We start from the raw sequence: 17,487 nt of genomic DNA on the forward strand, positions 1-17,487 counted from the left end.
ATGCCCCCCGGCAATCAGCCGCCCGCGCTACGTCCTGCCGGTGACATCCTCGATGGACAGCAGGATGCGCCCCGGGTGCGAGGCCTCGCCGGCGAGCCTCCGGGCGTTGAGGAGCATCCGCCGCGTCCCGATGCTCTCGAAGGTGTGCTCCACGGGGAAGTCCCGCAGCCGCAGGTCCCGAGGGAGGATGTCCTCCAGCAGCTCGCGAAGCCGGGGGATGTTCCACTGGCCGTTGCCGAGCTCGTAGACCCGGTGACCCTCGGTCTGCTCCCGCGTCACCTGGAACGACTGGTAGAAGGCGGGGTTGGCGAAGGACACGCGCAGCGAGCCGTCCAGGAGGAGGAACGGCTCGCGCAGCGTGTCCAGGATGGCCTGCGCCAGCTCCCTCGCCTGCCGGGCGTCGTCCAGGCTGCGCTTGAGCCGGTCCACGTCCAGCACCGTCATCACCGCGCCCTCGATGCGGCTGTCCACCGTCTTGTAGGGGCGAACCCGGATCTGGAACCAGCGTCCATCGGCGGCCTGGACGTCGCGCTCGATGGTGGTGAGCGACTCCGTCACCTGGGTGATGACGGGCCCCAGGTCCGCGGGCAGCAGCGGAGAGTGGACGTCCATCAGGGGCCGCCCCGTGTCGCCCGGTGACAGCTTCAGCAGCGACTCCGCCATGGGCGTGAAGCGGCGGATGCGCAAATCACTGCCCACCATGACGGTGGCGATGTGGGTGCTGCCCAGCAGGTTGTTGAGGTCGCTGTTGACCAGGCTCAGCTCCTGGTTGCGGCTCTCCAGCTCCTCGTTGACGGTGGTCAGCTCCTCGTTGGTGGCCTGGAGCTCCTCCTTGGCAGTCTCCAGCTCCTCGTTGGTGCTCTGCAGCTCCTCGTTGGTGGACTGGGACTCCTCGTTGGCGACCCGCAGCTCCTCGTGCGCGGTCTCCTGGTCGTCCAGCAAGGCCTGCAGGTGCTCGCGCGTGGTGGCCAGCTCCTCGCGCAGCGCCCGCACCTCCTCCGGGGCGGCGCGGCCCTTCACGCTCCGGACGCGCAGGGCCACCGGGGTGGAGGGCGCCTCGAGCACCTCCTCGAAGAGGATGAGAAAGTAGCGCTCGTGGGGGCTGGAGGATGCCCGCAGCGGGCGCACGTCGATGTTGATGCGCCGCTCGCTCCGTCCCTCGCGCAAGCGGACGCGCTCGCGGCGCACGCGGGTGCCCTGCCGCTTCGCCTGCCTCACCGCGGCGCGCAGCTCCAGTGACAGGTCCTCGCGCGCCATCTTCAGGAGCTGGAGGCTCGCCGCGCCGGGCATCGGCTCGAGGTAGGCGCCGGTGTGGCCGCGGAAGTTCATGATCTCCAGCGCGTCGTTGACGATGACGCCGGGCGGCCCGTACTGGGCGAGCACGATGCGGTCGGCCTCTCGCTGCGGGTCTGGCGCCGCCACCGCCAGCTCGGAAGGCAGCGCCTCGGCGTGCCGGTGGTGCGGCGCCTCCACGCGCGGCAGGAAGAAGCCCGAGCGGGGCGCGATGCCCTTCTTCCGGTAGAACTTGTGCCGCTTGTCGTAGAGGGAGAACAGGTCGGACGCGGGGCCCACCGACTCCGACGACCCGAGCAGCAGGAAGCCGCGCGGGTTGAGCGCGTAGTGGAGCGTGGTCAGCACCTTCCGCTGCAGCGCCGGGCCCAGGTAGATGAAGACATTGCGGCAGCTGATGAGGTCCAGTCGCGAGAAGGGCGGGTTGCCCACCAGGTCCTGCCTCGCGAAGATGCACAGGCCGCGCACCTGCTTGGACACCTGGTAGCCCCCGTCCACCTTGACGAAGAAGCGGCGGAGGCGCTCGGGCGAGACGTGGTCGGCGATGGAGCCCGGGTAGAAGCCGGCGCGCGCTTTCTCGATGGCGGCCTCGCTCAGGTCGGTGGCGAACACGTGGAGCCCCGGCGACGAGGAGTCGGTGGCGAGCGCCTCCAGGAAGCAGATGGCGACCGAGTACGCCTCCTCTCCGGTGGCGCAGCCGGGCACCCAGATGCGCAGCGGCGTGGTGGCGTCGCGCCCACGGAGCAGCTCGGGGATGACGTCGCGCTCGAGCGCGTCGAACGTCTCGGGGTCTCGGAAGAAGCTCGTGACGTGGATGAGCAGGTCGTGCCGGAGCGCATCCAGCTCCGCGGGGTGCGCCTCCAGCCAGGTGACGTAGGCGGCGAGCCCCGCCACCCGGCAATGGAGCATCCGCCGGGCGAGGCGGCGGTAGATGGTGGTGGGCTTGTACTGGGAGAAGTCCACGCCGCCGGCGGCCTTCAGCAGCTGGAAGATGCGCGCCATGGCCTCGGGCTCGCTCGCGAAGTCCGGCTCATCGGACGAGGGAGCAGGCGCCGGGTGGGAATGGGGCCCCAGGAAGGCGAGCGCCCGGGCGAGCTCCTTCAGCGGCAGCTCGCGGCCGACGGCGCCCTCGGAGGCGGCACTCTGGGGCATGCCGGGGAAGCGGGCGGAGCCGGGCGCCTGCGCGAGGGTGGCGCCCCCGGCGGCCTGGATGGCCATCAGCCCCCGGGTGCCATCCGAGCCCGTCCCGGAGAGGACGACCCCCACGGCGCGGGGCCCCAGCTCGCCCGCGAGCGAGGTCAGGAAGTGGTCGATGACCCGGGGCAGCCCCGGCCCGCGCGGGCGGGCCACGAAGCGCAGCACGCCGCCCTGGAGCGTGGGGAGCACCCCCGGGGGGATGACGTAGACGTGGTCGGGCTGGAGCCGCTGGCCGTCACTCGCCTCGACGACGGGCATCGGGGTCGAGCGCGCCAGGAGCGACGCCAGGTTGCTCTCGTGCTCGGGGGACAGGTGCTGCACGAGCACGAAGGCCATCCCCGTCCGCTCGGGCAGGAACAGCAGCAGCTCGCTGAAGGCCTCCAGTCCACCGGCGGAGGCGCCAATGCCCACCACGGGCACGATGGGGGCGGGCCTCGGGCGACGCGAGCGTGACGGCGCGGCGGCCGGGGTACGGGCCTTTTTCTTCTTCGCGGGTTTCCGCGTGCTCAAACGGGCGCTCCGGGAGGCGGGTTCCGGCGAGGCCTCGCGACCTTCCGGCGCGCAGCATACGGCAAGCCCCGGGCGGACCACGGGCGGAACGGTGTGCCGTGTAACCCGGCCCCCGCACTCACGGCTGCTGGTCGGAAACCTCTGCGACGGCTAGCGTGCGCGCCCAATGAAGTCCGCGCGTTCGCCGCTGAGCATCCACCGCAACTCCCCCTGGGTCGTCGTGGGGGCCTTTTTCTTCTTCCTCGCCCTTTCGGCGGTCTACGCCTTCATGACGTTCCGGACTCCCTCGACGCGGCTCGAGGTCATCGTCTCGGTGGGGGTGGCCGCCGTTGTGTGGGGAGGCTTCTTCGCCGTGCTCGTGCGCTTCCGGCAGGAGTGGGTGGAGCTGCACGCGGACGGCCTCGTCCACCACAAGCGGGACGGCGAGGTGCGACTGCCCTGGGAGCAGGTCACCCAGTACAAGGTGGACCTGTTGGAGAATCCCCACGCGGGCGGCAAGGTGCTCCAGTCCATCTGGTCGCGGCTGGCGGACAACGGCAAGCATCGCTTCTCCAGGGGGCCGTCCCTGACGTCGCTGACGCTGTACGGCCAGGACGGAGACGCCATCACGTTGCAGCCCCGGCTGCTCGGCTTCTTCTCCCTCGCGGAGAAGTCGCTGGACCGCGTCGACGCGGTGCTCACCCTGCGCCATGACGCGCAGCTGCGCGACGGTCAGCCGGTGGCGTTCGGCGAGGAGGTCCTCCTCACGGCGCAGGGGCTGTCGGTCCGCGGCGAGCTCCTGCCGCTGGCGGAGATTGCGCAGGTGCGCGCCATCGACGGGCAGGCGCGGGTGCAGCGGCGCAGCGGCAGCTGGGTGGACCTGGGCCGCATTCCCAATGCCTACGCGCTGATGTCCACGCTGCGCGCCCTGCGCACGAGCAACCGCACCAAGACGTCTCCAGGCCTGCGCGGGTAGCGGCTTCCCGCGACGTGGTAGGGCTTCCTCCGGCGCTCCGCTTCGACGATGCTCCGGCCCCTCTCTGGAGGCCTCATGACGCGGACCCTCGGCGGTGTGGTGGCGGTGCTGCTCTCGTTGCTCGCGGCGCCCGTGTGGGCCCAGGAGGCCGCGCCGGGCGGCGCTCCGGCGGACATGGAGGCGACGCACAACGCGCTGCGCGCCCTCAAGCAGGAGATGGAGGACGCGCTCAACACGCAGGACGTGGACCGGCTGCTGAAGCACCTGACCCCGGACGTCGTGTTCACCACCATGAACAACGACGTGCGCGTGGGCAAGGACGCCATCCGCGCCTACTACGACGAGATGATGCGCGGGCCGAACCGCGTCGTGGAGAAGCTCAACGCGAAGTTCGAGGTGGATGACCTCACCCACCTCTACGGCAACACGGGCGTCGCGTGGGGCTCGTCGAAGGACCACTACGTGCTCACGGACGGCACGGACATCGTCATCGACAGCCGGTGGACGTGCACCCTGGTGCGCCAGGGCGACCAGTGGCTGATTGCCGCCTTCCACTACTCCACCAACGTGTTCGACAACCCGCTGCTCGCGAAGCTGAAGTACTACGGGGCCATCTTCATCTCCGTCGCGACGCTCGCCGCGCTCCTGGCCGGCTTCGTCATCGGCCGGACGCGACGCCCGAAGGCAAAGGCCTGACACCGGCCGGCTCGCGGAGGAACGGCAGGCGGCGCGGCAGCCGCCTCGCCCGGAAGCCCTCGATGGAGCGGTGGAACAGCCGCAGCAGCGGCGTCCCGGTGCGCCCTTCGAGGGCGGACAGCTCCTCTGCGGAGCGCTCCAACAGCACGCGAGCGCGGGCGTACTCCGTGACGACCCAGGCCCGCCCCGCGTTCGAGTTCAGCAGGGCGTCGTAGTCACCCGGGTCTGCGTCCCCTGCCCTCACTTCATCCGCCACCTCGGCCGGCACGTTGTAGAGCCCCGCCGCCAGGTCCTCGCGCAGGTCGCGCAGGGTGGAGCACCACCCGAATGCGTCGATGAGCGAAGGCACGTCCGAGGCGCGCACGTCGGCCCCGGCCACATGCAGCATCAGGTCCACCGACAGGCGGAACGTGTCCCGGTGCTGCGCGAGCAGCACCTCCGCGGACAGCCACCGCCGCTCGCGCACCCGCTCCCTGTCTTTGCGCATGGTGCGCATGAGCGCGAAGACGTGGGCCCGCGCCTCCGGGGCCTCCAGGCTGGCGAGCAACACGCGCCCGAGCGTGGCCGCAGACCCCGTGTCCTGCGTGCGCCCCGCTTCCAGCTCCGCGAGCAGCGCATCCACCCAGTCGAGCGGCTCGCCCTCCACGGCCCGGTCTCCGTCGAGCACGTCGTCCACGAGTTGGAGGAAGCAGAACCCCACCCGGGCCACGCGGGCCTGGCGCCTGAAGCGGCCCAGCGAGTAGCGATAGAGCGCCAGACCAATCAGCGCATAACGCAGGTGCCTGCGGGAGAAGCGGAACAGCTCGCGGGCACAGAGCGCCTCCACGCGGAGCGCGGCCAGGAAGTCCTCATTGCGAGCCCGGGGCGCGACGAACCGCCACGTGCCCCAGGCGAGCAGCGCGCCCGCCACCACGTCCACCAGGTGGTGCTCGTGGATGAGCAGCGTGGACGCGGCAATGGCCGTGGCCCACAGCCCGAACAGCGCCCGTGCCCACCCGCCCGAGCGCTCCGCGTACGCCAGCGCGGCCGTGCAGGCGAAGGCGACGTGGAGCGACGGCAGGTAGTTGCGCTCCAGGTTCATCGTGTCGGCCACGAAGAAGATGTCGGCCCAGCCGCCCTGCACGACGCGCGAGGGCCAGGCGACCTCCACGGGCAGCACGAGGAAACCCACCGCGCCCACCACCGTCTCCGCGCAGAGCGCGAGCGCGAAGGGCACCATGTCCTTCCACGTGCGGAAGACGAACAGGGACAGCAGCAGCAGCACGTCCATGCTCACGTAGACCGCCGCCCACGCGGGAACGAACGGGATGTGCCGCTCGAAGGGCAGGTCCACGCGGAGGCCGCCGGAGTAGAAGCCCGTCACCCAGCTCGCGCCGCCGTACACGGCGAGGAAGAACAGCGCGAAGCCGAGCGCGAGTGAGCCCGTGAGCAGCAGCTCCTCGCGCCGGGGCAGACCGAACAACGCGGGACGTCCGGTCATCGCTCCTCCACGGTGGCGGGCAGCGGCCGGGGCCCACGCCACATCGACAACCAGACGCGCAGGAACGACGGCCGGGGAGCGCCCGAATCCACGAAGCGCCCCAGATGGAGCCATGGCACGTGCGGGTGTCGATGATGCGCGCGGTGGTAGTGGTAGTTGAGGAACAGCCAGCGCACGGGCGCGGCCACGCGCAAATCCCACGCCCCATCGCGCACGTGCAGCGGAGACCACGCATGGTCCGCGTACTGCAACCCGCTCCAGTTGACGGCGAAGGCCGCGTAGCACAGCGCCCAGCCCGTCACGGACAGGTCCAGCGCCACCGCGAGCCCCGCCTGCACCGCCACTGCCAGCAGCACCTCCCACCGGATGGCCGCCCCCGGAGCGTCCTCCAGTCGCCCCAGGTACGCATCCGCGCCCGTCTGCTCCCCATAGCGCGTACCCGTGCCGCGAAGCCGGTGCAGCAGTCCGGGAACGAGGGCGAAGGCCACCGCGCCCACCGGCACGAAGAGCCAGTAGAGGCCACTGAGGATGGAGTACCACTGCGCGCGCTTGAGCAACCGGTTGTCCCCGGGCCGGAAGTAGTCGAACTGCTCCAGCCGCGTCCGGTTGTGGCGGTGGTGGTTGAGGTGGAAGGCGCGCTGCATGGTGAAGGACGTGGGAAACAGCGTCGCCGCCACGCGCCCCAGCCCATCATTCACGCGTCGCGACGGGTGCAGCACGGCATGCGTCGCCTCGTGCAGCAGCGAGAAGACGGTGTTGTTCACGAACGAGAACACCGCCGCCGCCGCCAGTCGCACGGCCCACGTGTCCGCATGAGCGGCCAGCCAGAGGCACCCGGCGCACGCGGTCATCGCGGCGGCCAGGAGCACGATGTTGAGGGTGGCCGGGATGGGCGTGTCCCTACCCTCGCTCGTCATCGCGGTCCTCGGGCAGGCTGGCGGTGAAGGACATCAACTGGCGCAGAATCGGGTCCTCCGCGGCGCCGGCCGGGTTGAAGCGCATGCCGTGGAGCACGGACAAGTCCCTGCGCAGGAACGACGTGAAGAGCCACCGGGACACCGCGAGCGACAGCCGCTCCATGCCCGGAATGCGGCCCCGGCGCGCGGCGAAGGCCAGCCGCACGGCCATGCCCGCGTCGGTCTTCCGGATGCCGGCGACGAGGGCACTCCGCGTCCGCCCGAGGTCGCTCTCCACGGAGAGCAGCGTCCCGCCATGCACGGTGATGGTGACGCGGATGTGATTGCCGGACAGCGTCTTCATCAGCCAGTCACTGGCCCCGGTGCCGGTGACGCGCGACGTGTAGCGCAGGCGCAACGTGAATGGGTCCGGCCGTTCGACGACGGGCGCATCCCGCAGCTCGCGGTGGTGCACGGTGCGCAGGTGCTCGATGTCGAACGAGTTGGCCACCAGCGGCAGCCAGTCACAGCGCACGGTGACTTCGCGTCCGGTGCGCCAGGACAGGCTCGCGTCACCCACCTCCGGCGGAGGACAGAGGACCACGGGGCCGTTGAAGACGAGGATGGCGCCGTACCGCTCCACCACGGGGAACGGCCGCTGCCCGGGCCTGCCGCCCACATCTGACTGACAGGCGCCGCTGCCGTCGAAGCGCCAGTGGTGCAGCGGGCAGCGCAGGCAGTCACCGACGACGGTGCCACCCGCGAGGTGCGTGCCCATGTGAGCGCAGTGCGCGGACAGCGTGTGCACGCCGCCGCCCTGCCCCCGGAAGAGCACCAGCTCCCTGCCGCCGAGGCTGAAGCCCATCACCTGTCCGCGCCGGAGCGACTCGGACGGGCACACGAGGTGCCACGCCCGGAGCCGGCCCGGCTCGGGTTGACGGACCGGGTCCGCCCACGCCGCGACATTCACCGCCATGCCGCGAGGCTAACGGACGGTACGGCCCGGTCGCCACCCGTCCGCACACCGTCTGTCACCGCGCGCTCACGCCGCCGGAAGGAACATTCCTTCCAGCCGGGGCTGCCACCGGGCCCGGAGCGCCTCGACGGCGGGCGCGTCCAGCCCCCAGGTGAGCAGGCAGATCCAGGCGCTCACCTCGCCATCGCAGCCGTTGAGGTCCACGGTGATGCGCGCGTCGTTCCAGTTCTTCACGGTGATGCCGAGCGCGCGCGGAGGCATCCACAGGTCCACCTCCCCTTCCAGCGCCTCGCCCGTGACGGCGCGGGCCCGGAAGGTCCGCTCACCGGTGCGCTCCAGGCCGAGCACGCCCGGCCCCAACAGCCGCTGCCACGCCTGGTCCAGGGTCACGCTCCCCACCGGCACGGGCACCATCACCTGCTGCCCGGGGGTGCCCGGGTGCCGCTCCAGCATGTGCTTGAGGTTCTGGAAGAACACCGACCAGCCGCGGTCCAGCGCGTCGTACTCGGCATCCCAGTCCGCGCCCTCGCCAAAGCCCGAGTGGACGAGGCGCAGCGTCGTCTCCCCGCCCTCGCCTTCGACATACCAGTCGGTGGCGACTTGAGGCCGCTCGGGGCTCCGCGTCTGGAAGCGCTTCCCCGGCTCCCAGACTTCGATGCGACTCTCACTCGCCATGCCGGGCCAGCTCAGCCACACGGAACCGCCGACGCCTGGCGTCACCTTCACGTCGAGCGCGAACCAGCGCTTGATCTGGTCCGCCTCGGTGATGGCGCGCCAGACGGCATCGCGAGGGGCGTTGATCTTCACCTGCTTCTCGAGACTGCGCGGCTTGTCCTGGCTCACTCGGGGTTCTCCTTCTCGGGTGCTGCTGCGGGGTGCACGCCGAGGAAGAGGCGGTAGTGGCGCCCTCCCTCGGCCCTGTCGTCGTGGTAGCGCGCGACGAGCCGGCCGACGGTCTCCGCCAGCTCCTCCGCGAAGGCATGTCGCGCCTTCGCGTTGGGGAAGCGCACGTCGGCCTGCAGGGAAAAAGTCGGCAGCGTCTTGCCCGCCGCCTGCGCGCGCTCGCGCAGGGAGGCCACCTCGCGCACGCTCCGCGCCGCGACGGCGATGAGGTACGCGGAAGAGAAGCGGTCCACCGCGGCGGCGGGGTCCGGGGCCAGCGAGGCCAGGGCCTCGGCGGACACGAGGTAGGCGCGCGAGCTGGCCTTCACCAGCCGCTCCACCACGTTGCCCTTGCGGCGCTCCTCGACCAGCTCGACCAGGCCCTGCTGCTCCAATTCGCGCAGGTGGTACCCGACCTTCTGCCGCGAGGTGTCCAGCTCACGCGCGAGCGCCGCCGCCGTGATGGGCGTCGCGAGCCGCTCCAGGATGCGCGCCCGCATGGGCCGGGCCTTCGCCGCGCTGCTGTCCTTCGCCATGCCCGCCTTCTAGCTCCGACAAACTTTCCCGGTCAAGACAAAGAAAGTTTGTCGGTGGCCAATCAGGTTTGTCGGCACCGGGCTGGAACCTGCCGAGCCGCCCTGCTGTCCTGCGCAATCGCGAACAGGCTGGCTCCAGGAGACGGAATGAAGCGACAGGCGCTCGTGCTGGTGGCTGTGCTCGGAGTGCTCGTGGTGGGCGGGCTCTGGTGGGTCGGCAGGTCGGAAGACGCCGGGCCGACTCCGTCCCAGGATACCGCCGCGTCCACGTCGGCGGCCTCCCCTCGCGACGCGTCCTCGCCGAGCGGGATGGAGGCCGTGAATCCGCAGGGTGCGGCGTCCAATAACAGTGCCGCGGGTGGAACCCCCGACGTCGACGAGCCGATGCGCGAGGAGGAAGGCCTCCTGCGCGTCGAGGTCCACACCGCCTCGGGCCCACGCCCCGGCGCACGCGTGACGCTCTACTTCCGAGGGCTCGGTGGCTCCGGCGTGGGGAAGCCCGGCTGGTTCGTCGCCGGCAGCGGCGTCACCGACGCAGCGGGCGTCGTCGCGCTGCCCGCGCGGCCGGGCAACTACCTCGTCACGGCCCAGGCGGAAGGCCTCGCCAGGGCACGCGCCTACGTCACGCGCCCGCGCGGTGAAGCCACGACCTCGGTGCGGCTCACGCTCGACGCGGGCGGCATCCTCGAAGGCATCACGGTGGAGCGAGGCTCACGGACGCCCGTTCCGCTCGCGGAAGTCACACTGACGCCTCGCACATCCGCCGATGGCCTCGTGCTGCCCGCTACCCTCTCGGCGGGTGCGTCGGTGCCGGAAGAGGAGCGCTACACCACCACCAGCGATGGGCGCGGCGCCTTCCGCCTCCAAGGCCTGTCACCCGGCGAGTACCAACTGGACGCCCGCGCCCCGGGGCATGCACCCAAGCGACTCGGACGCGTGCACGTGCCCACCACGGGGCTCACCGTGGAGCTGGAGGGCTCGGCCTTCATCGAGGGCTTCGTCGAATTGCCCGACGGCAAGCCCGCTCCAGGGGCACGTGTCATCGCATCGGGCACGGGAAACGCAGTGGAGACCGACACGAGCGAGGGAGGCGCGTTCTCGCTCGACGTGCCGCCGGGCGTGTACCAGGTCGCCGCGCGCCAGGGAGAGCTGACCGGTGCGTCCTCCGCGCGCATCACCGTGGGCGCGGGCATGACGGTCCGCGACGTGCGCATCCGCCTGGGCTCCCAGGCCTCGCTCGTCGGAGTCGTCCGGCGCAAGGGCACGGGCGAACCCATCAGCGGAGCGAGCATCTCCGTCGCACCGGGCGCACTCACCTTCAGCTTCGATGTCGACCCGACCGAGGTCGCCAGCGCCGTCTCCGAAGCGGATGGCCGGTTCGAGGCGGGCGCGCTCGCGCCGGGGATGTACGCGGTGACGGTGCGGGCCCGGGGCTTCAAGAAGTGGACGCGCAGCGGCGTCAGCGTGCTGGACGGCCAGCGCTTCGACCTCGTCGCCGAGCTGGAGGCCCACGGGCGCATCGAGGGCACGGTGGTGGACGCCGCGGAGAAGCCGCTGGCGGGCATCCACGTCACGCCCGAGTCGCGCTGGCGGATGGCGCCGCTGGAGGGCGCGCTCGAGACGGTGACGGACGCCCAGGGCGCCTTCGTCCTCGAAGGGCTCCCACCTGGAGACATCTTCGTCGCGGCCCGACGCCCCGGCAGCGAGACGAACGGCCGGGAGATGGTGAAGGTCACCGCGGGCGAGACGAGCCGGGTCCGCATCCAGCTCCAGGAAGAGGGGCAGCTCGAAGGCACCGTCCGGCTCCAGGGAGGCCGCGTGCCGCCCAGGCCCGTCACCGTCTCCGCGCTGCGCGTCGGCGCGCCCTACTCCGAGTCCTTGAAGGTCGCGGCCACGCCCGACGGCGCGTGGTCGATGAAGGTGCGCGCGGGCCGCTACCGGCTCACCGCGTGGATGACGGACACCGGCAACCAGAACGGCGACCAGGAGAAGGTGGTGGAGCTGGAGACCGGCGGCTCGAAGCACGTGGACCTGGAGGTGCGCGAGGCGAGCCGCCCCATCGTCGTCACGGTGCTCGAGCCCAACGGCGCGCCCAGCGTCACCGCCACGGTGATGGGCAGCGAGCCGGGCAAGAACGAGGTGCTGCTGGAGGACACCACCGACGCCTCCGGCCAGGTGACGATGGTGGCGGATGCGGTGGGAAGTCCCTCCGTGCGCTTCTGGGCCACCAACGGCGGGCGGCGGGGAGACCTGCCCTCGGTGCCGTCGTCGAGCACGGCCGTCACGCTCCAGCTCGTCGCGGGCGGTCGGCTGACGGGCACCGTGCGCTCGGCGGGAGGCCGCGCCGTCGAGGGCTTCCGGCTGGTGGTGACGTCCCTGCGCACCGACGACGACTTCCTCACCCGACAGGAGCTGGACTTCGCGGGGGAGCGGTTCGTCGTCGAGGACATGCTGGCCGGGAAGGTGGCCCTCACCGCCACGCTTCCGGATGGCCGCGCCGGCAAGGCGGAGGCCACCGTCACCGCTGACGGCTCCACGCAGGTGGACGTCGTCGTGGAGGCAGGAGGCGCCCTTTCGGGCCGGCTGGTGGACGTCTCGGGCGCGCCGCTCGCGGGCGGGTTCGTGGACGTGGACGGCGTCTTCTCTCCGACGGCGGGAGCGGATGGCCGCTTCCGGGTGGAGGACCTCGCGCCGGGCCCCCACCGCGTCATCGCCTGGGGGCGTCGCGGACAGCTCGCGGACCGGCAGGTGACGCTCGTGTCCGGCAAGGCGGTGGACCTCGGGGACTGGCGCATGGGGCCCGGCCGCGTGGAGCCCGGGCGCCTGGGGCTCTACTTCGGCATGAGCGGTGACGACGTCACGGTGAGCTGGCTCGCGGAGGGTGGCCCGGCGGCGTCGTTGCGCGTGGGTGACGTGGTGCGGTCCATTGACGGAGCCTCGGTGCTCGACGCGGGAGAGGCCCGCCTGCGCGAGCTGGGCGCACCGGGCAGCCCGGCCACGCTCGTCATCTTCCGCGAGGGACGCACGTACCCCGTCACCCTCACCCGCGCCCTGTAACGCGCCGCACCGCGCCCGCGGGACGATGGACGGACAACCAGTCCGTGTGGCTCGCTCCGAATGAGGTGAAGGGGAATTCACCCGGCCGCTGAGGCCCGGAACGGGCCGCTGGCGGCGCCACGTCACAGGAGCCGTCATGTCCGCCAACACCCTCGCCGCGCCGCAGCTCGTCACCAACAGCCGCATGCTCTATTCGAGCTGGATTCCCGCCGACCCGAAGGCCGCCGCCGCGCTGCTGCCGAAGGGCCTGTCGCCCGCGGCCAACCGCGCCCTCTTCATGAACCAGTACGTCGTGGACTCGGCGGACCAGACGTCGGGCTTTGGCGCGTACTCGCTGACGTACATGGGACTGGACCTCGAAGGCCACCATGCGCCGGACGGCGTGACGCCGGGCCGCTTCTTCACGCACTACCTCAACTCCTCGCAGACGGTGCGCGACTACGTGAGCGAGCGCGGCGTCCCCGCGTCCACGGGCTCCACCACGTTGGACCTGGAGGACGGGAAGCTGGTGGCGACGACGCGCGTGGACGGCATCCCCATCATCCGCACGGTGGCGCGCGTGGGCGCGCAGGTCGCCTCGGTGGCGCGCGGTCAGCTCATGTACGTGACGCAGGTGCGGAACAGGCTGATGGCCGGCCACTACCCCTACGTCGGGGACATCGCCGCCGGCTTCGAGCTGCTGTCCCTGGAGTTCCTCGCGCCGGACCACCCGGTGTACGCCCTGCGCCCGGAGAGCTCGCTGCGCAAGGTGGAGGCCTGGTGCTGGTATTCGCCCAAGGATTCGTTCGTCTACCCGGGCGGCGAGTACGAGCTGAAGGCGAAGTAGCCGCGCCGTTCTCTCACGACACGCTCGCGCCGGAGACGAACCGGGCCATCCACTCCACCGCGCCGCGGATGGCCTCCTCCCAGTCCTGGAGCGGCATCATGTGACGGGCGCCGGGGAACTCCCGGTGCCTCAGCCGTCCCGGCATCGTCGCGTAGAGCGGCGCCAGCCGTGCGTGGAAGTTCCTGGCGCGCTCGGCGGGCACCAGCTCGTCCGCGCCCGCGTTCTGGCTGAACAGGGCCACCGGGAAGAAGCGCTCGGCGTGCAGGTGCGGGCTCTCCGGCAGCGGCAGATTCCACTCGGGCGACCCGAGCAGCGGCGCGGCGGCCGCCAGGCGACGGTCCTCCAGCACGGCCGCGTAGGTGATGAAGCCGCCCAGGGAGACGCCGCAGATGCCCAGCCGCTCGGGCGCTGCGCCCTGCCCCACCAGGGCATCCAGGAGGGCCGGCACCTCTCGCGCGCTCTCGCGGACCACGGTCAGGAACTCCTCTTCCCGGCGGTGGGTGTCGGCGTAGCTGAAGCGCGCATCGAAGTCCGGGTAGCGCCGCGCGCCGTGCCCCACCGCATCCACGCCCACCGCGTAGAGCCCCCGCGCGGCGAAGGCGGACAGCTCCGCCGTGTTCACCTCCTTCGACACACCGAGGCCATGGAAGAAGAGCACCGCGCCCCGGCGCAGCGCCTCCTCGCGCGAGTCCACGTGGACGGCCAGGGCGGGCGCGCCCGCCAGGGAGAGCTCATGCGTGTGGAAGTGCACGGAGGCAGTCTGCCTCCGCCCGCACGTCCCATCCACCCGGCAACACCCCGCGGGCCGCGAGCGTTGTCAGGTGGACGCCGCGCACCGCGAGCGCCCCCACGCCAACGGTCCGGCCCCATCTTCTTCCGCGCTGACGTGTGACTCACGCGGGAGGCCCGCTTTGGGAGTGCTCGACCTGCTCGGCCGCTGGCCGGTGTTCCGGCAGTTGCGGAAGGGTGACACCACCGCGCTCGGGGACACGGCGATGAGCGAGCGCAGTCGTACGCTCGAGCCGCGCACCGTGCGGGCCGACCGCGTCGTGAAGTCCGTCTGCCCCTACTGCGCGGTGGGCTGCGGGCAGGACGTGTACGTGAAGGACGGCCGCATCCTCGACATCGAGGGGGACCCGGACTCGCCCATCTCGCGCGGCCGCCTGTGTCCCAAGGGTGCCGCCACCTTCCAGCTCGTCACCGGCAACCACCGCGTCCGCGACGTGCTCTACCGCCGGCCCGGCGGCACCGAGTGGGAGAAGCTCCCGCTGGAGCAGGCCATGGACATGGTGGCCGAGCGCGTGAAGCGCACGCGCGACGCGACGTGGGAGGACACGGACGTCAACGGATTGGACGTGAATCGCACCCTGGGCATCGCGCACCTGGGCGGCGCCACGCTGGACAACGAGGAGAACTACCTCATCAAGAAGCTCTTCACCGCGCTGGGCATCGTGCAGGTGGAGAACCAGGCTCGAATATGACACTCGTCCACGGTGCCCGGTCTGGGCATCTCGTTCGGTCGAGGCGGCGCGACGACGTTCCAGCAGGACCTGAGGAACGCGGACTGCATCGTCATCCAGGGCTCCAACATGGCCGAGTGTCACCCGGTGGGCTTCCAGTGGGTGATGGAGGCCAAGGAGCGCGGTGCCACGCTCATCCACGTGGACCCGCGCTTCACGCGCACCAGCGCCATGGCGGACCTGCACGTGCCCATCCGCGCGGGCTCGGACATCGCCTTCCTGGGCGGGCTCATCCACTACGTGCTGGAGCACGAGCGCTACTTCAAGGACTACGTCCTCCACTACACCAACGCCGCCAACATCATCCGTGAGGGCTTCCAGGACACGGAGGACCTGGACGGGTTCTTCAGCGGCTACCAGTCGGAGGAAGGCAAGTACGACATCGCCACCTGGCAGTACGAGGGCGTGGGCGGCACCGTGCCCGCGGGAGGCCACAAGGAACTCTACGCCGAGCCCGGCGCCGGCAAGGGCGGCGATGAGAGCGGCTCCGCCCGCTTCGAGGCGAACAAGGACTCCACGCTCCAGCACCCGCGCTGTGTCTTCCAGCTCCTGAAGCGGCACTTCCGGCGCTACACGCCGGCCATCGTCGCGAAGGTGTGCGGCGTGCCGGAGGCGCAGTTCCTGAAGGTGGCGGAGGCGCTGTGCGCCAACTCGGGCCGCGAGCGCACCAGCGCGTTCTGCTACGCGGTGGGGTGGACGCAGCACACGGTGGGCGTGCAGTACATCCGCACCGCGTCCATCCTCCAGCTCCTGCTGGGCAACATCGGTCGGCCCGGCGGCGGAATCATGGCGCTGCGCGGCCATGCGTCCATCCAGGGCTCGACGGACGTTCCCACCCTCTACAACCTGCTGCCGGGCTACATGCCCATGCCCCATGCGAAGCAGGGGCTGGACCTGGACCAGTACCTGGAGGACCACGAAGCCAGCACGGGCTGGTGGAGCAACCTCCCGAAGTACGCCGTGTCCCTCCTCAAGGCCTGGTTCGGTGACGCCGCGACGAAGGAGAACCACTTCCTCTTCGGCCACCTGCCCCGGCTCACGGGGAACCACTCGCACATGCAGACGGTGGCGGACATGGCGGACGGCCGCGTGAAGGGCTACTTCGTCATGGGGGAGAACCCCGCCGTGGGCTCCTCGCACGGGTCGCTCCAGCGCAAGGGCCTGCGCGAATTGGACTGGCTGGTGGTGAGGGACTTCACCCTCATCGAGACGGCCGAGTTCTGGCGCCGCGCCCCCGAAATCCAGCGCGGCGACGTGAAGACGGAGGACATCCGCACGGAGGTCTTCTTCTTCCCCGCCGCAGCGCACACGGAGAAGGAGGGCACCTTCACCAATACGCAGCGGCTGCTCCAGTGGCGCGACAAGGCAGTGGAGCCGCCCGGCGACGCGCGCAGCGAGCTGCACTTCATCTACCACCTGGGCCGCAGGCTGAAGGCGCTCTACGCCGGCTCGAAGGCGCGCAAGGACCAGCCGCTTCAAGACGTGACGTGGGACTACCCCACGCGCGGTAGGGCTGCGGAGCCCAGCGCCGAGGCGGTGCTCCAGGAGATCAACGGCTACACCGTGGCGGACCGGAAGCTGGTGAGTGGCTTCTCCGACTTGAAGGACGACGGCAGCACGGCCTCGGGCTGTTGGATCTACTCGGGCTGCTACGCGAACGGTGTGAATCAGACGGCGCGCCGCAAGCCGGGGCGCGAGCAGACCTGGGTGGCGCCCGAGTGGGGCTGGGCGTGGCCGGCCAACCGGCGCATGCTCTACAACCGCGCGTCGGCGGACCCGGAAGGGCGGCCGTGGAGCGAGCGGAAGAAGTACGTCTGGTGGGACGCGGAAAAGCGGCGGTGGACCGGCGAGGACGTGCCGGACTTCATCGCGGACCGGCCACCCGACTACCGCCCCGGCAAGGACGCGCGCGGTGTGGACGCCCTTGGCGGGACGGACCCGTTCATCATGCAGGTGGACGGCAAGGCCTGGCTCTTCGCGCCCAGCGGCATGATGGACGGCCCGCTGCCCACGCACTACGAGCCACCGGAGTCTCCGGTGGAGAACGCGCTCTACGGGCAGCAGTGCAACCCGGCGCGCCTGGAGTGGCGGCGCCGGGACGTGCCGCTGCACCGCGCCTGGGCGGACCCGCGCTACCCCTTCGTCTTCACCACGTACCGCGTGACGGAGCACCACACGGCGGGAGGTATGAGCCGCTGGCTGTCCTGGCTGAGCGAGCTGCAACCCGAGCAGTTCTGCGAGGTGTCTCCGGAGCTCGCGGCCGAGCGCGGCCTGACGAACGGCGGCTGGGCCACGGTGCGCACCGCGCGCGGAGACCTGGAGTGCCGGGTGCTCGTCACCGAGCGGCTCCGCCCGCTGAAGTTGAACGGGACATGGGTGCACCAGATTGGTCTGCCCTACCACTGGGGCGTGACGGGGCGCATCCGCGCGAGCGGGGCCAATGACCTGTTGCCCCTCGTGGCGGACCCCAACGTGGAGATACAGGAGTCCAAGGCCTTCACCGGCGACATCGTCGCGGGCCGGCACGCCACCGGCGAGCGCTCCGCCACGAGTGCCGTGGCACCGGCGCTGCCGGCGGGGACGCCCGAAGCGCGACGCGACAGCCTCCGCGTCTCCGAGCACGCGCACGACACACAGCAGGAGAAGCTGGAACAGGAGCGGTAGGC

Annotated in this window: 12 protein-coding genes; 5 read left to right on the forward strand and 7 right to left on the reverse strand. The window is 71.2% G+C overall.

What is annotated here, in order from left to right; translation table 11 throughout:
• Positions 1-27: 27 nt before the first annotated feature.
• On the reverse strand, positions 28-2,997 hold the full coding sequence (locus G4D86_RS25630) for a chemotaxis protein CheB (protein ID WP_163996646.1): 2,970 nt from the start codon (positions 2,995-2,997) through the stop codon (positions 28-30).
• A gap of 166 nt (positions 2,998-3,163) precedes the next feature.
• Here G4D86_RS25630 and G4D86_RS25635 point away from each other — a divergent pair, with 166 nt between their 5' ends.
• Entirely contained in the window at positions 3,164-3,952 is a 789-nt protein-coding gene (locus tag G4D86_RS25635; protein WP_163996647.1) for a hypothetical protein, read from the forward strand.
• A gap of 75 nt (positions 3,953-4,027) precedes the next feature.
• Complete coding sequence (locus G4D86_RS25640) at positions 4,028-4,648, forward strand: SgcJ/EcaC family oxidoreductase (RefSeq protein WP_163996648.1); 621 nt, start codon at positions 4,028-4,030, stop codon at positions 4,646-4,648.
• On the opposite strand, the gene G4D86_RS25645 is transcribed toward G4D86_RS25640, so the two are convergent.
• The 5 genes from G4D86_RS25645 to G4D86_RS25665 form a co-directional block, all read right to left on the reverse strand.
• Positions 4,611-6,128, reverse strand: a complete 1,518-nt coding sequence (locus G4D86_RS25645; RefSeq protein WP_163996649.1) for a phosphatase PAP2 family protein — start codon at positions 6,126-6,128, stop codon at positions 4,611-4,613. The genes G4D86_RS25640 and G4D86_RS25645 overlap by 38 nt on opposite strands.
• Positions 6,125-7,045, reverse strand: a complete 921-nt coding sequence (locus tag G4D86_RS25650; protein ID WP_163996650.1) for a fatty acid desaturase — start codon at positions 7,043-7,045, stop codon at positions 6,125-6,127. Before G4D86_RS25650 ends, G4D86_RS25645 begins: the two co-directional genes overlap by 4 nt.
• Positions 7,029-8,000 (reverse strand): Rieske 2Fe-2S domain-containing protein, encoded by a 972-nt coding sequence (locus G4D86_RS25655; protein WP_163996651.1) that lies wholly within the window; start codon positions 7,998-8,000, stop codon positions 7,029-7,031. The genes G4D86_RS25650 and G4D86_RS25655 overlap by 17 nt, the downstream gene beginning before the upstream one ends.
• Before the next feature lie 66 nt (positions 8,001-8,066).
• Positions 8,067-8,843, reverse strand: coding sequence for an SRPBCC family protein (locus G4D86_RS25660; protein ID WP_163996652.1), 777 nt, complete (start codon positions 8,841-8,843; stop codon positions 8,067-8,069).
• The gene (locus G4D86_RS25665; protein ID WP_163996653.1) at positions 8,840-9,418 is read right to left on the reverse strand and encodes a winged helix-turn-helix domain-containing protein; all 579 of its coding nucleotides are present in this window, start codon (positions 9,416-9,418) and stop codon (positions 8,840-8,842) included. The genes G4D86_RS25660 and G4D86_RS25665 overlap by 4 nt, the downstream gene beginning before the upstream one ends.
• A 147-nt stretch (positions 9,419-9,565) precedes the next feature.
• Here G4D86_RS25665 and G4D86_RS25670 point away from each other — a divergent pair, with 147 nt between their 5' ends.
• Both G4D86_RS25670 and G4D86_RS25675 read left to right on the forward strand, forming a co-directional pair.
• A complete protein-coding gene (locus G4D86_RS25670) occupies positions 9,566-12,475 on the forward strand; it encodes a carboxypeptidase regulatory-like domain-containing protein (protein WP_163996654.1) in 2,910 nt (969 codons plus the stop codon).
• A 136-nt stretch (positions 12,476-12,611) separates the two neighbouring features.
• Positions 12,612-13,301: an acetoacetate decarboxylase family protein gene (locus G4D86_RS25675; protein WP_163996655.1), complete on the forward strand. Its 690-nt coding sequence runs from the start codon at positions 12,612-12,614 to the stop codon at positions 13,299-13,301.
• Positions 13,302-13,314: 13 nt separating this feature from the next.
• On the opposite strand, the gene G4D86_RS25680 is transcribed toward G4D86_RS25675, so the two are convergent.
• Positions 13,315-14,052 carry an alpha/beta hydrolase gene (locus tag G4D86_RS25680; protein ID WP_163996656.1) on the reverse strand — a complete coding sequence of 246 codons (738 nt, stop codon included), beginning with the start codon at positions 14,050-14,052 and terminating at the stop codon, positions 13,315-13,317.
• A 160-nt stretch (positions 14,053-14,212) separates the two neighbouring features.
• Between G4D86_RS25680 and fdh the strand changes: the two genes are divergently transcribed.
• Positions 14,213-17,485 (forward strand): formate dehydrogenase, encoded by a 3,273-nt coding sequence (fdh, locus tag G4D86_RS25690; protein ID WP_205519729.1) that lies wholly within the window; start codon positions 14,213-14,215, stop codon positions 17,483-17,485.
• Positions 17,486-17,487 lie beyond the last annotated feature (2 nt).

Origin of the sequence: Pyxidicoccus caerfyrddinensis (assembly GCF_010894405.1) — a bacterium.
GTDB lineage: Bacteria > Myxococcota > Myxococcia > Myxococcales > Myxococcaceae > Myxococcus > Myxococcus caerfyrddinensis.